This is a genomic window from Synechococcus sp. PCC 7336 (assembly GCF_000332275.1).
Lineage (GTDB): Bacteria > Cyanobacteriota > Cyanobacteriia > Thermostichales > PCC-7336 > PCC-7336.
Window position 1 is genome coordinate 1,952,811 of sequence record NZ_CM001776.1, and the last position, 12,795, is coordinate 1,965,605.

The window sequence follows — 12,795 nt, forward strand, 5'->3', positions numbered from 1 at the left end:
CTTCCCCCACTGCCATCGTGACGACCCATCCCTTCGCAGGCTCCGCTAGCGACTCCCGCCCCAGCCTGAAGCCAACGGTGTTCTGGCGAATTGCCGAAGACATTCCCAAGCCCCTGCAGTGGAGCTTGGCCCTGCTATCCATCTTTGTACCCTTTAGCTTGTGGTGGTTAATGGCCAGCACGGGTTGGGTGAATTCCCAGTTTTTGCCTTCCCCTGCCGATGTGGGTCGGGCCTTTGTGCGGCTGTGGGAACAAGGATTTTTACTCAAAGACATCGCGGCCAGCTTTTTAAGGGTGTCGAGTGGATTTATCTTAGCGGCGATCGCGGCCATCCCCATCGGCATCAGTATGGGTACCTTCGCCAGCATTCGCTCCTTAGCCGAACCCATCATCGGCATCTTCCGCTATATGCCCGCCCCCGCCTTCATTCCGCTACTGATTATTTATCTGGGACTAGACGAACCCCCGAAAATTGCCTTGATCTTTATTGGCACCGTGTTTTTCAACACCCTGATGATCGCAGACGCTGTCAAGTTCATCCCCAAACAATTGATTGAGGCGACCTACACTTTGGGGGGGGCCAGAGTGCAAGTGCTCTTCCGCGTCATCGCCCCCTATATCGCCCCCAACATCCTCGATGCCTTTCGCATCAACATGGCAGCAGCTTGGAACCTCGTCGTCGTAGCCGAGCTCGTGGCTGCTAACGAAGGTTTGGGCAAGCGCATTCAATTGGCTCAACGTTTTTTCCATACCGATGAAATTTTCGCCTGTCTGATTGTTTTGGGCACGATCGGGTTCTTACTCGACTTAACCCTGCAATGGATAATGCGGCTTACCTGTAAATGGGCAATTGACTGACGTTCAGTTCTTATCTCCTCGTTCTGCCATGCACCTAAAAGTCAGACAGCTCTGCAAATCATTTCCCACCCGCAGAAGGGGACAGTTTGTCGCCCTCGACAACATCAATTTGCAGGTAGAAACGGGAGAATTAGTCTGCATTGTGGGGGCGTCGGGCTCGGGGAAAACCACCTTACTGCGACTGATTGCGGGTTTGGAAGCTCCGACGAGTGGCGAGATTGCTGTGGATGGGATGCCAGTCTTGGGGCCGGGGGCCGATCGCGGCATGGTGTTCCAAAGCTATACGCTATATCCCTGGATGACGGTGGCGGCGAATGTGGGGTTCGGACTCAAGTTGCAGGGAATGCCTTTGCTGGAGCGGGAGGGGCGGATTGCCTATTTCTTGGAGGTGGTAGGACTGACAAAGTTTGCCAAGGCGTTGCCGAAGGAACTGTCGGGAGGAATGAAGCAACGGGTGGCGATCGCCCGCGCGCTAGCCAATCAACCGAAGATCCTGTTAATGGACGAACCCTTTGGGGCATTGGATGCCCAGACGAAGGAAATCATGCAGGGCTTTTTGCGGGAAGTGTGGCAGCGGACGGGCACCAGTATTTTGATGATTACCCACGATGTGGAAGAGGCTGTTTTTGTCGCTCAACGAGTCTACGTGCTCACCTCTTCCCCCGGTCGCGTTAAAAAAGAAGTAAAAGTGTTGTTGCCGGAAGAACGGGAATTTGGCCTCAAGCGTATGCCCAGCTTTCAGCAGCAGGAAGAAGATATCCTCGAACTCCTGCGGGAGGAGCAGAAAAAAGCGTTGCAACTTTAGAGTTTGGGCGATCGTCAAATACAATGCTTGGCTAAAACCATCTCTACACCATTACATGTGGAGTTACAAAAATTCTCATACGCTAGATATGGCAATATAATAGTGATATTATCCTCTCAAGTTCAGCCACAATATGTCCAGTATGCTTGTACGATAGGAAACATTTGGCAGGCTACGATGATTCCAATCAGAGGTAGGTATAAATGGTAGTCCCTTTTCGTGAACGGTTAGTGGCTCTCAGCTGCTTCATAGCTCCTGCAGCATTTTCTGGAGAGCGCATATTTTAAAGTAAAACTAGCCAATGGTGAATCTTACACAAGCCTAGCTCCGCGACAATTTTGTTGGAATCGCGATGGTCATCTGGTAGGCAAAGATGAACCAAATGATGAAGTTGAAGGAAAGGTTGCAGCCCGAATTGTTGATGTTATTGATGACACACAAACAATTATCGAAGTCCCTGACGGTGAAATTATTGCCGTCGATCGATCGACTATATCAGAACGACCTACTGCCATTACACCTCCTGAGGTGAAAGATCGTGTACCTGTCCGATCGTGACTTGAAGTTTGCTGTTGAAACAGGTCAGTTGATAGTCGATCCCAAACCAGAAGAATACGATACAACCTCTATTGACCTTCATCTAGATGATGTCAGTGAAGCAAAGGTATGGAACGTAGATGCGTTTAAGCAAAAACAGGAGGAGTCGGGCAGCGATGCGTGGTTGCGAGTTGGAAAATATAAGTATAGAGCTTTTTCAAGGTTATTTTATAAGAGTGTTCCAACACATCCTAATGATAACGATCTAGTCTATCGGAATGGAGATCGAGTGATCCTTAAACCAAAAGGGTTTCTCTTATGGCAGACGCGGGAATCTGTGGGAACACCTGAAACCGATCCTCGATTAATTTGTTTTATTAATGGTAAGAGTTCATCCGCCCGGTCTGGATTGTTAGTTCACACGACTGCACCAACGATACATGCTAGATGGTGGGGGCAAATTACTTTAGAAATTGCAAACCTTGGCCCTTTTGATTTGTGCTTAGGCGCAGGTGATGCGATCTCTCAAATTGTTGTCGCAACCATTTCTAGTCCACCCACCAAACGTAAGAAAGAGGGAATTGCCATTGGTCAACGAGAAGTTGGCGGTAATGCTGGTTCCAGAGACTAGCTTTTTGCTACTCTACATTTTTTAATCATCTCTTAGGAAAGAAGTGTCACAAACTTGCAAGATCTCCTGCAGACGATCGCCATCTTGCAAATACAAATATCCCAATAACGCCTCAAACCCACTCGCGGCACGATAAATCTCGGGGCTGACGCGGCGGGGAATGCTACCGCAATTGTTGCGACCTCGCTGTACGATCGCCTGCTCGGCATCCGATAGCGTCGGGGCGATCGAGGCCAGCGTTTTGGCTTGAGCTTCTGCCTGCACGCAAGCGACCACGGCACGATGGTACGCCTGCAGGCGCTGGGGCGGGATTAATAGCGATCGCCGCACGTGTAACTCGTAAACCGCATCCCCTAAATAAGCCAATGCGGCTGGCGACAGCCGTTTGATATCGATGGACGGAGCGTCCCCAGTCATACCAATCTATCTACCCCGATCTGTCGGGATATTAGCAACTCTCGCACAATCGCTTGGCAGGCGATCGCTAGTCTGCCTGAGGAACATTAGCCAAAGCGTCTTCGAGGGACTTTTGCAGAGCTAGGAATTTTTCCAAACGAACCAACTTTACCGTTTGGGTGACCCGAGGATTACTCACCACTTGCAAGCTACCCGACTCGCTCAGCTTCTTGGCAAACTGAACTAACACCCCCAACCCAGAGCTATCCAGAAAATCGATCGCCTTCATATCCAAAATGATATGGGGCGGACCTTGCTCCACAAATTGATTCATTTCCTTGCGAAAACTGGGTTCGGAGAAAGAATCGAGCTGACCTGTCAAATGTACAATTCGACAAGCCCCTCTCACCTCCTGACTGCCGCGCAAACTGACAGTCAAATTCATCGGTTCCGGAATGGTTCCAGTCTCCTTAAAACGTCGGGACCAAAGCAAACGTCGGGACAGCAACCCATTGCTATGTAGCCGCTAGCCACTGCAGACCGCCCGTAGCAGCGGCCCCCCCGCACAGTGTATTAAGCTTACAGCAATCTGATTGTTTCGACAGCGATTTATCGAGACGACCTCGACCCACCCTGAGAGCAGCGGTTCGAACCGCTGCAAGATAGGCTGGATCTAAGCGGTTACCTTTATTCCAAATGAATCACTCTGAAGATCGCACTACTCTCCCTGCTCCTCCCAACCGCAGACCCAATCGCGCGCCTCTGTTTACTCTATTGGGGTTTGCCATTGGCCTGGGGGCCGTTGGGAGTCTTTGGTGGGCTTCAGGCTCTCCCCCCACCCAAACCGTAGCTTTGTACTGGCTGACCGATGCCGAGGACGATATCTATTACGTGATTCAAGAGCGAGCAATTCCCGCCAGCACCCCCGACGAGGCGATCGCCAGCGGCCTGCAACAATTAATTGAGGGATCTGCCGATCCCGAGCTACTCTCCGCCATCCCCAAAGAAACTCGCCTGCTCGATACCCGCACGGAGAATTCAGAGATTTTTGTGGATTTCTCCAGTGACTTTGCCTCGGGAGGCGGCGCGACTTCCACGATCGGACGGGTCACGCAAGTGCTCTACACCGCCACCAGCCTCGATCCCGAAGCCAGCTTGTGGATCTTGGTGGATGGCGAACCCGTGGAGGTGCTCAGTGGAGAAGGGCTGTTGCTCGAACAACCCCTCACCCGCGAGTCATTTCCCCCCAGCTTTAAAAACTACGTCGTTCCGACAGACGATATTTCGCAAGCCTTGGAGGAGTTACCGCTCGATCGATAGAGTACCTTATGGGCTCGTGGCAGCACCGGTCGCGCTAGGCTAGTAGCGATCGCATTGTGGAAGATTATTTGCCTAGTCCCCATCCTGTTGTCTTGGGTGTTTCCGGTGCCTCCGGTCTCATCTACGCCGTTCGCACTGTTAAGGCCCTGCTCGACAGCAACTTTTGCGTGGAGTTAGTGGCCTCGCGAGCCGCTTATCAAGTTTGGCAGGCAGAGAATCAAGTGCGGATGCCTTCAGACCCCGTCCGGCAGGAAGCCTTTTGGCGCAGACAGGCGGGCAGTCACAGCGGGCGCCTCACCTGCCACCTCTGGAGTAACGTGGGGGCCAGTATCGCCAGTGGCTCGTTTCGCACGCAGGGGGCGATCGTCATTCCTGCCAGTATGAGTACGGTGGCCAAGTTGGCGGCGGGGCTCAGTTCCGATCTGTTAGAACGCACGGCAGACGTTCATCTCAAGGAAGGTCGGCGCTTGGTGGTGGTACCCCGCGAAACACCCTTCAGTATCATTCACCTCCGCAATCTCACCACTTTAGCTGAGGCTGGCGTGCGGATCGTGCCCGCGATTCCCGCCTGGTATCACCAACCCCGCAGGATTTTGGATTTAGTAGATTTTGTTGTGGCACGAGCACTCGATCAGTTGGGGGTGGAACTTTCTGGCGAGTTAATCGAGCGCTGGAGTGGGCCGCGATCGCCCGCAACTGCCCCCCAAGACTTCCCCGTGCCCGCCTTTTCTAGGGATGGAAAAGATGACGTGGGGAGAGACGAAACGTTTAGCGACGAAACCGCAAGGATTGAGGTGGAGCGTGATTAAAAAAATTAGCGGCATTGTCTTACTCCTCTTGCTGGCGGCGATCGGGCTTTTCTATTGGCAAAATCAAGCCAGCACTGTCAATGTGGTGCTGTTTGGCGGAGCGGCCCGCTCGATGTCGCTATCTCGAGCCCTAGCGATCGCTTATTTGGTGGGGATTGGCGTGGGGTTGCTATTCGTGCTGAACTGGGCCTTTCGAGATGCCTTCCTGCGTCGTCGCTGGACTCGTCACCTCAAAATTGATACGCAGCCCAAATCAGATCGCAGGTCCGGCGAAATGCTGGCAACCTCCGAAGACAACTATGCCAGCGACTCGTATGACGAGCCGGCCCCCATTCAACCCGATGTTTTGCCTGATGACGACTCAGTTTGGCAAGACCGCGAAGAAGTGTGAATCGTTGTTATGGCAGTCGAATTTCTGCTTCCACAGTCAATCCAGCTAGGAAATTGCGATCCTCGCTAATATGAGGAAACTTCAACTGAGAATCTGGAATTCCCCGTTCCACTTGTCTCTGACGCACAATCGCAAAACTTCCAGGTGAGAGGATTCGCAGTCGGGGAGGAGGCACTTGATCCTTTCGTTTTGAGCCGTAATACAGATTAATTTCTTTAAGCTTGCGATCGAAGCGATCGAGAAATGCTTGAGGATCGCTGAGTTCCGCACCAGGAGCAAGTTCAATATTGACTAAATAGTGAGCTGGAAATTCATCTTCGGACAAGGTGATGCAGAAGTCCTCCAGTAGCAAACTGAATTCCTGCTGCAGAGCTTGCATAGTTTGCGTGGCGTGAAATTCAGTTGTTTTTTCTGTGGTCGAAGAGAGCAATCCCCCTCGGCGGTGGCGAAATACCAGTAGGGGAGCTGTTCCGTAAAAGCCCACCACTTCGATCGCATCGCCGTTATCGTATCGATAAAAGCCACTGTAGTTGGTGACGAGGATGCGGTAGTAGTCACCAATTTTGACCTCAGTGGGAAGAACTGTCTCGGGATGCTCTGACTCCCACTCAGTTTGAGGAATAAATTCAAAAAAGCCCGCCTCGATCGCCAAGATGCTGCCATCTTGGTTCAACTCGGGATAGATACTGTAGGTGCCTTCTGCTGCTGCAAAGACTGCTCCAAATCCGGGGGTATCGCCGAAGTAGTCGGGAAAGCGCTCGAAGTAGAAATCTGAGGTTCCTCCTCGTGCCGTCGCAAAGAAGGCCAAATCCGGCCAAGCCAGCTTGGGGGTGAGCCGACCTGCCGAGCTCGCGATCTGCTGCAGTTCTGCCGCACGCTTGGCTGCGGGACGACATTGCCGCTCCAATTGGGCTCGTAAGTCCGATTCTAGCGCTAACCAGTCGGCGATCGTTCCAGCTTCCAAATCTCGCATCAAGTCCTCAGCGTAGCGCTCCAAATAGTTGCAGGTGCGCAGCAACAGCATCGGGAAATTAGCTCCAATACCTCGCATCGATGGATCGCGTAAGGCAAAGAGCAGGCAGAGATAGTGACGCGCCAAGCAATCATCTGCTTTGAGGGCCTCGTAGGGGTTAGCAAAGATCTGGCTGAAGAGAAACTTGCCCATCCGCAGTACCCCCGTCCCTGCCGTCCCGTAGTCAATACCGCCACTCGTTTGTCCCGATATGTAGGTGGAATTAGTCGCTACAAACTTGCCAAACCGTCGCTGCCGCGATCGCAGGGCTTTGCTGAGAAAACCGATACTCGCCAGGTTTGCCTTGCTTAAAGACTTTTGATATCGCTCGGTGACTGGAATCATTTTTTGCTTTCCCGTCGAGCCGCTCGTTGTATTGAAATAGACGACGGGATCGGGGTTCAAAATATTGCGATCGCCACGGGCAATCCGTTCGAGATAGGGTTCGTAGAAGTGATAGGACCGAACGGGAACTTGTTGCCGAAAGCGATCGATCGTTTTAATGCTGCCAAGACCGTATTCTCGCCCTAGTTCAGTATCTTTATGGAGCTTTAAAAGTTTGAATAGATAGTTCTCTTGAGTGGCTAAAGTCTTATGCGTTTTAGCGATAAACTTATCTGCTTCACGTTCGGCGATCGCCGCTAAAGGTCTCAGCAAAATGTTGGGCATTGTTACTTGTATCAATGAACGTCAATAGCACCAGCCAGCTTCTCGGGGATATCTGGAGAAGTTGAGATTAGGCTGGAGATTTCCCATTTAAGATCTTTGTCTCCACTGGATAAGTATGACCCGAACAGTTGATCGCAACAGTTTCGTGAGACTGAATAATCCCTTTTTGAACTAGCCTTATCAGTCCTGCAAATGCAACAGCAGTGCCAGGTTCTACTGAAATGCCTTCGGTTTGGGCAAGCAAGCGCGTGGCAGCATAAGCTTCTTCATCTGAAGCCTCTTCTAAAATTCCTCCATGCTGCTCGATCGTTCTGTAGAGAACTTCATACGCTCGACCGGGATCGCCCGTCGATAATGTGGCAATCGAGGTTGTCGGTTCTGTGAGAGGAATGGCGATCGGTTGCTGCTTCCTAAACGCCGTTACCATCGGCGCACAACCAGACGATTGAATCAACCCGAGGGCAGGAATTTTCTCTACTAATCCGAGGGCGACCAGCTCTTCGAACCCCTGAGCAACTCCAATCGGCCCCGCCCCACCACTGACTGCCTGAACAAACCAGTCGGGTGACTGCCAGTTGAGCTGTTCGGCAAGCTCAAACGCCATTGTTTTCATACTTTCGGTGCCCGCAATATATTTGACACCGCCATCGAGAAAGAGACCTTCGCGATTGGCAAACTCTGCGGCTGCAAGCTTGGCTTCGTCATAGGTTCCATTAATTCTGACAACAGTGGAACCGCAGATTTTCATCTCCCGTATTTTTTCTTCTGGCGTTAAGTTAGGGACAAAAACCCACAATTTAATTCCAGCGCGAGCGGCAAAAGCTGAGTAAGCAATCCCAACATTACCCGTTGACGAGAGAACCGCTTCAGTGATTCCCTGCTCGCGCATCATGGAAACTGCTACCGACGCTTGTCGATCTTTGAAAGACGAGGTTGGTCCCTGTCTTTCATCCTTCAGATAAAGGCGATCGAGCTTGATTTTCTGCCCCAGTTTCTCGGCATGAATTAAAGGGGTGAATCCTTCACCAAAACTGACAACATTTTGAAGATTGGAGAGAGGTAACAGCTCGTGATATCGCCAGAGCGTGCAATCTCGGTATAATAATTGATTCTTCCAGTCAGACTGCTTTAGGGCTTGTAGATCGTACTGGGGTTTGAGAATCGAGCTGCCACAGATCGGGCAAGAGGAAATGAGTTTTTTATAAGGAGCACTATAGTCACATTGAGTGCATTTTAATTCAATGATTTTGGCCTGCGCGATCTCATTACTCCTAAGTAATTGCATAGTGCAGCCTGTTTCGTGTTTCGATGCCAATGATATCCCATAACGAATAAGGGCTACTCTAGCGTGGCATCTCAATTATTGTGACGCGATCGGGTGCTTGCAAGTACAAGTCTCAATGCGCGCACAGTTTAGTCGGGAATGGGATTCGTCCCGGAGATAGCTTCGGCCGGGCTGGGGTAGCGCGTCCAGAAGGGGATTCTACATTCCCAGGGCGGGATCTCCTGCGATATTTTAAGGTTTTTTCCATAAATCTCGACCTTTCCACCACTCAAACTAGCTTTCTCCAACTCAAACTAGATAGAGCTAAGCGTGTGAGCAAAATGTAAAACCGACATGCAATGATTGAAATCATACAACCCGTATAGCGTTTATCTATTCAATTCAATAGACTGTGCTCCCCATCATTGAGGGAAAGAGGTCTTGACTAGACGATACTTGGTGTATTCTGGCTCGTAATGGATTTCTCGGAGATCGGCGTGAGTTACTTCCACGAGGCGAAAGCCCATTTTGTTGCCTGCCACCAACATCCAGTCAATCAAGCATTGCACCACTTGACCAACCTGCTCGCGATCGCGGCAGTTCCCCTACTGTTTTATGACTGGCGCTTAACGCTCCTCTGCCTCGTTCTGACTCAGGTGTTTGCCTTGAGCGGACATGCCTTCTTCGAGAAAAACGAACCTGCGTTTCGAAAGTATCCCGGTATGACCATCTTGGCTTCGCTATCCTGGTCTTTCGATAACTGGTTTGGCCTGCGCCAACTCTTCAATCGCCCCAACCGCGAGATCGGCTAGCTTACACACTACTGCAGTGCAAACCGACACGTTCGCATTGAAATGTATTCGCCGACACAGCCTAGAAACCATCACCAGACTTTTTAGATAGGACAATTCCCATGTACCAAGGTTTGCCAGTGATTGATGCGGATGCCCATAAGTTGGAAAATCCGCTCGTCATGCTGGATTATTTGGAGCCGGAGTACCACGATCGCATCGGCTTAGTTATCGATAAATTAGGCGATCAAAGGGCGCGGATTGTCGACTTTAACCCCGCAACGGGTGAAAACGACCTCGTACACCTGTTTCCCAAGCCTCAGGGACTGGGCAAAGGGGTGTTTCGCGGCTTGCACCCGGACACCACCCTGGGGGCAATGTTCAATCGCATCCGCATCGAGCATATGGATCGAGAAGGGATCGATATCCACGCTATTTTCGGCACGCTCAATCTGATCTTCTCCAGCATTCTCGATAAGGATTTGGCGATCGCCCTCTGTCGTGCCTACAACACCTACATGGCCGATGACTGTCGAGGATACGACAATCGCCTCAAACCCGTTGGGGTAATTCCGCTCCAAGACACCGACGAAGCCGTCAAAGAAATGTATCGCTGCGTCAACGAACTCGGCATGGTCAGCGTCGGAGTCGCGCCCAACTTGCCTATTCCCCATCCCAAGGCTCCCCAGGCTTTCCCAGAAATTCGCACCTGCAAATCCATTAGCCATCCCGATTTCCGGCCCATTCTCCAAGCCGCCGTCGATCTGGATATCGGTCTGGGCATTCACGGTGCTCCTGGCTCCTCGATGGTGGGAGGCATTGCCGACCACATGGAAACCTTTGTTCTGGGTCATATTTTCGTGCAGCGCAACCAGCAGCAAATGGCTCTGGCTCGCATGGTGTTTGACGGAGCCTTCGAGCAATTCCCGACGCTGCGGGTGGGATTTTTTGAAGGGGGTTGCGGTTGGCTCCCCGATCTAGCCCACGCCTTCCACGAGCATTGGGAAAAGCGCATCCGCGATTTCGATCCCAAGAACCCCTATAAACCCCCGCTGGTGGACTTCACCAAGCTATTGATTCAAGAGCGGGGCGGGCGCGACAGCACCAGCATCATTAGCAAAGCGAAGAACTTATTCGAGCTGTTATGGAATGCCGAGCGGGACGCCACCCAGATGGACGATTCCACCCTCTACGAGCACTACGATCTGCGCCATCGCGACCCCTTGGAGTATTTCGATCGCGGTCAAATCTTTACGTCGTTTGAGTCTGACGATCCCGCTCCGGCATACCTGCCAGTTGCGATGGGAGAGGTGGGCAAGCGTCTGGCCTGCTTCTCGGGCGATTACGGTCACTGGGATGGAGTGCTGCAAGATTGCGTCAAGAGTGCTGCAACCGCAGCCGATTACGATCGCGAGCATTTGGGCCTACTGTTGGGGGGTAATGCCCTGGCCTTTTATGGCGATCGCCTACGCCAATCTATGCCGCAGGAACTCGAACCTGTCGCTGCAGTTGGAGCGGGGGCATAGGACTGCAGCCGGTGTATCGATCTCCGGTTCTTTGGGAGATTCGACCCCGTTCTGAGGCAGCTCGAGCGGGGGCGCTTTTCCATAGCTCGAGCTCGGGCTAGTCGAGCCCGCCCCGAAGCGAGCGCGTTCTCTCCCCTGCTCTACCTGACTGTACCGGATGCTCCTATGAGTTGCCCTTGTTGCGTTACAGCGGGTTTCGATTGCACAATACGAGAAATCTCGATCGAAGCAATTGCCCTCGCCACCTATCTGCAACGGCAGCCGTTTCGCAAGCCCAGCGAGATCTGAGAAACTTTTCAGGATAAATTCGGAATCGAGGCCTCAGACTTGGCTTGTAATAAACTGATACACATGCACAAATCCCAGTGCGCTCGCAGATATCCCACAGTCTTTGAATTTGGACCGATCGCTTGCGGTCAGTCCAGATTTATTCATTCCGCACCATTCCAGCCGGGACATCATCAGTAGGGAAGAGGAGTAACCAGTGGAAGTTGTAGAAGAGTACATGCAAGGGCTGCACGGTAGCGGCCTCTATCCCGATAAGTTTGTTTGTCACAACAAACAAGGCAACTGGGTAGATCTAGAAGAAGCTTCCACTGGCAAGCGGCATCGGGTGCTGACCTTTTGCACCAACGATGTGTTGGGTCTGGTGCAATCAGAAGCTGTGCGCCAAGCCGCGATCGATGCCGTCCTGCAATACGGCACTTCTAACAGTTCCTGTTCGGTGTTGAGCGGTCGCATCGATCTCCACCGACAGCTAGAAGCAGAAATTTCCGCCTTCAAGCACCTGCCCCACACCCAGCTCTTCCTCAATGCTTGGATGGCCCTTCAAGCTTTGATGGATGGCTTCTGCCATTTAGCCATCCCGATTCCCGGCTTCCGGCACACCCGCGAAACCCTGATTCTGACAGACGTGCTCAATCACGGCTGCATCGTCTCCGCCGTAGTCAATGCGGGCAATCGCTCCGGCAAGATGTTTGGCTACAGTCCCGAAGTCAGAGTTAAAGCCTATCGCCATTGCGATATGAATGATTTGGCCCGCAAACTGCGCCGCTATGCCAAACCGGGCGATCGCATTGTGGTGATTTCCGATGCCGTCTTTTCGATGGACGGAGATATCGTTCCCCTACCCGATATGCTGGATGTGTTGGAACCCTACCCGGGCAGCATGGTGGTGATGGACGAGGCTCACGCCAGTGGGGCAATTGGTCCCCAGGGGGGCGGCATCTACGATCACTTCGGCATCCATCCCCAAGCTGTTCTCGATCGCGGCATTGTGCCCGTCATCATGACGACATTCTCGAAATTCGCCGCTTCTGCCGGGGCCGCCATTAGCAGCCATTCCAGCAATCTGATCGACCTATTAGACGTCTCCCCCACCTCCATCGGCACCATTTCCCTACCGCCCCCCACCACCGCTGCCGCCCTCGAAAGCATCCGTCAAGTGCGCCAAAATCCCCATTTGGTAACGACACTGCAGGCCAATACTCGCTATTTGCGATCGCGTCTCGTGGAAGCAGACTTCGAAGCGATCGGCGAAACCAACGTGATCCCGGTGCTCTTGCCCCCCGAGCTCGATCCCAAGACCTTCTCTCAGCATTTGATGGAGCAATACCAACTGTGGGTATCTCCCATTTGGTTTATCGCCAAACCCCGCCTGCGCATTACCGCTAACGCCCTCCACACCCGCGAAGAAATGGACCGGCTGGTGGGTGCCATGACCGCGACGCGGAAGCTGTTGTACAAACCGACCGTGGTTGTCTCTGCCTGAGCGCAAATCGCAGGCT

Annotated in this window: 12 protein-coding genes and 1 pseudogene; 9 read left to right on the plus strand and 4 right to left on the minus strand. The window is 52.3% G+C overall.

The genetic code is table 11. The features are described 5' to 3' along the window. Positions 1 to 17 precede the first annotated feature (17 nt). From SYN7336_RS09475 to SYN7336_RS28790, 3 genes are all read left to right on the plus strand, one after another. On the plus strand, positions 18 to 857 hold the full coding sequence (locus tag SYN7336_RS09475) for an ABC transporter permease (RefSeq protein WP_017325698.1): 840 nt from the start codon (positions 18 to 20) through the stop codon (positions 855 to 857). A 28-nt stretch (positions 858 to 885) separates the two neighbouring features. Beyond that, positions 886 to 1,662 carry an ABC transporter ATP-binding protein gene (locus SYN7336_RS09480; RefSeq protein ID WP_017325699.1) on the plus strand — a complete coding sequence of 259 codons (777 nt, stop codon included), beginning with the start codon at positions 886 to 888 and terminating at the stop codon, positions 1,660 to 1,662. 538 nt (positions 1,663 to 2,200) lie between these two features. Beyond that, positions 2,201 to 2,830, plus strand: a complete 630-nt coding sequence (locus tag SYN7336_RS28790; RefSeq protein ID WP_017325701.1) for a hypothetical protein — start codon at positions 2,201 to 2,203, stop codon at positions 2,828 to 2,830. Between the two features lie 21 nt (positions 2,831 to 2,851). Here the strand turns inward: SYN7336_RS28790 and SYN7336_RS09495 are convergent, their stop codons facing one another. Together SYN7336_RS09495 and SYN7336_RS09500 are read right to left on the minus strand one after the other, a co-directional pair. Continuing rightward, a complete protein-coding gene (locus tag SYN7336_RS09495; protein WP_017325702.1) occupies positions 2,852 to 3,247 on the minus strand; it encodes a Mini-ribonuclease 3 in 396 nt (131 codons plus the stop codon). A 67-nt stretch (positions 3,248 to 3,314) separates the two neighbouring features. After that, positions 3,315 to 3,671: an STAS domain-containing protein gene (locus tag SYN7336_RS09500; protein ID WP_017325703.1), complete on the minus strand. Its 357-nt coding sequence runs from the start codon at positions 3,669 to 3,671 to the stop codon at positions 3,315 to 3,317. Positions 3,672 to 3,922: 251 nt separating this feature from the next. Between SYN7336_RS09500 and SYN7336_RS25200 the strand changes: the two genes are divergently transcribed. The 3 genes and pseudogenes from SYN7336_RS25200 (at position 3,923) to SYN7336_RS09515 (ending at position 5,746) form a co-directional block, all read left to right on the plus strand. After that, positions 3,923 to 4,546, plus strand: coding sequence for a GerMN domain-containing protein (locus SYN7336_RS25200; protein ID WP_017325704.1), 624 nt, complete (start codon positions 3,923 to 3,925; stop codon positions 4,544 to 4,546). A gap of 68 nt (positions 4,547 to 4,614) precedes the next feature. Beyond that, positions 4,615 to 5,226, plus strand: a pseudogene (locus SYN7336_RS25205) (flavin prenyltransferase UbiX); the annotation flags it as partial. Positions 5,227 to 5,347: 121 nt separating this feature from the next. Further along, complete coding sequence (locus tag SYN7336_RS09515) at positions 5,348 to 5,746, plus strand: LapA family protein (RefSeq protein ID WP_017325706.1); 399 nt, start codon at positions 5,348 to 5,350, stop codon at positions 5,744 to 5,746. A gap of 7 nt (positions 5,747 to 5,753) precedes the next feature. On the opposite strand, the gene SYN7336_RS09520 is transcribed toward SYN7336_RS09515, so the two are convergent. Then, a complete protein-coding gene (locus tag SYN7336_RS09520) occupies positions 5,754 to 7,427 on the minus strand; it encodes a GH3 auxin-responsive promoter family protein (protein WP_017325707.1) in 1,674 nt (557 codons plus the stop codon). Between the two features lie 67 nt (positions 7,428 to 7,494). After that, positions 7,495 to 8,712 (minus strand): threonine synthase, encoded by a 1,218-nt coding sequence (thrC, locus tag SYN7336_RS09525; protein ID WP_017325708.1) that lies wholly within the window; start codon positions 8,710 to 8,712, stop codon positions 7,495 to 7,497. A gap of 476 nt (positions 8,713 to 9,188) precedes the next feature. On the opposite strand from thrC, the gene SYN7336_RS09530 reads away from it, so the two are divergent. From SYN7336_RS09530 to SYN7336_RS09540, 3 genes are all read left to right on the plus strand, one after another. Next, a complete protein-coding gene (locus SYN7336_RS09530; RefSeq protein ID WP_038026811.1) occupies positions 9,189 to 9,503 on the plus strand; it encodes an Mpo1-like protein in 315 nt (104 codons plus the stop codon). 101 nt (positions 9,504 to 9,604) lie between these two features. After that, on the plus strand, positions 9,605 to 11,008 hold the full coding sequence (locus SYN7336_RS09535; RefSeq protein ID WP_017325710.1) for an amidohydrolase family protein: 1,404 nt from the start codon (positions 9,605 to 9,607) through the stop codon (positions 11,006 to 11,008). 484 nt (positions 11,009 to 11,492) lie between these two features. After that, entirely contained in the window at positions 11,493 to 12,779 is a 1,287-nt protein-coding gene (locus SYN7336_RS09540) for an aminotransferase class I/II-fold pyridoxal phosphate-dependent enzyme (RefSeq protein WP_017325711.1), read from the plus strand. Positions 12,780 to 12,795: the final 16 nt, after the last annotated feature.

What these genes read in the sequence shown, in the direction of transcription:
- thrC (WP_017325708.1), bottom strand. Translation starts at nt 8,712, where the DNA reads ATGCAATTACTTAGGAGTAATGAGATCGCGCAGGCCAAAATCATTGAA.
- SYN7336_RS09520 (WP_017325707.1), bottom strand. Translation starts at nt 7,427, where the DNA reads ATGCCCAACATTTTGCTGAGACCTTTAGCGGCGATCGCCGAACGTGAA.
- SYN7336_RS09500 (WP_017325703.1), bottom strand. Translation starts at nt 3,671, where the DNA reads ATGAATTTGACTGTCAGTTTGCGCGGCAGTCAGGAGGTGAGAGGGGCT.
- SYN7336_RS09495 (WP_017325702.1), bottom strand. Translation starts at nt 3,247, where the DNA reads ATGACTGGGGACGCTCCGTCCATCGATATCAAACGGCTGTCGCCAGCC.
- SYN7336_RS09480 (WP_017325699.1), top strand. Translation starts at nt 886, where the DNA reads ATGCACCTAAAAGTCAGACAGCTCTGCAAATCATTTCCCACCCGCAGA.
- SYN7336_RS25200 (WP_017325704.1), top strand. Translation starts at nt 3,923, where the DNA reads ATGAATCACTCTGAAGATCGCACTACTCTCCCTGCTCCTCCCAACCGC.
- SYN7336_RS09535 (WP_017325710.1), top strand. Translation starts at nt 9,605, where the DNA reads ATGTACCAAGGTTTGCCAGTGATTGATGCGGATGCCCATAAGTTGGAA.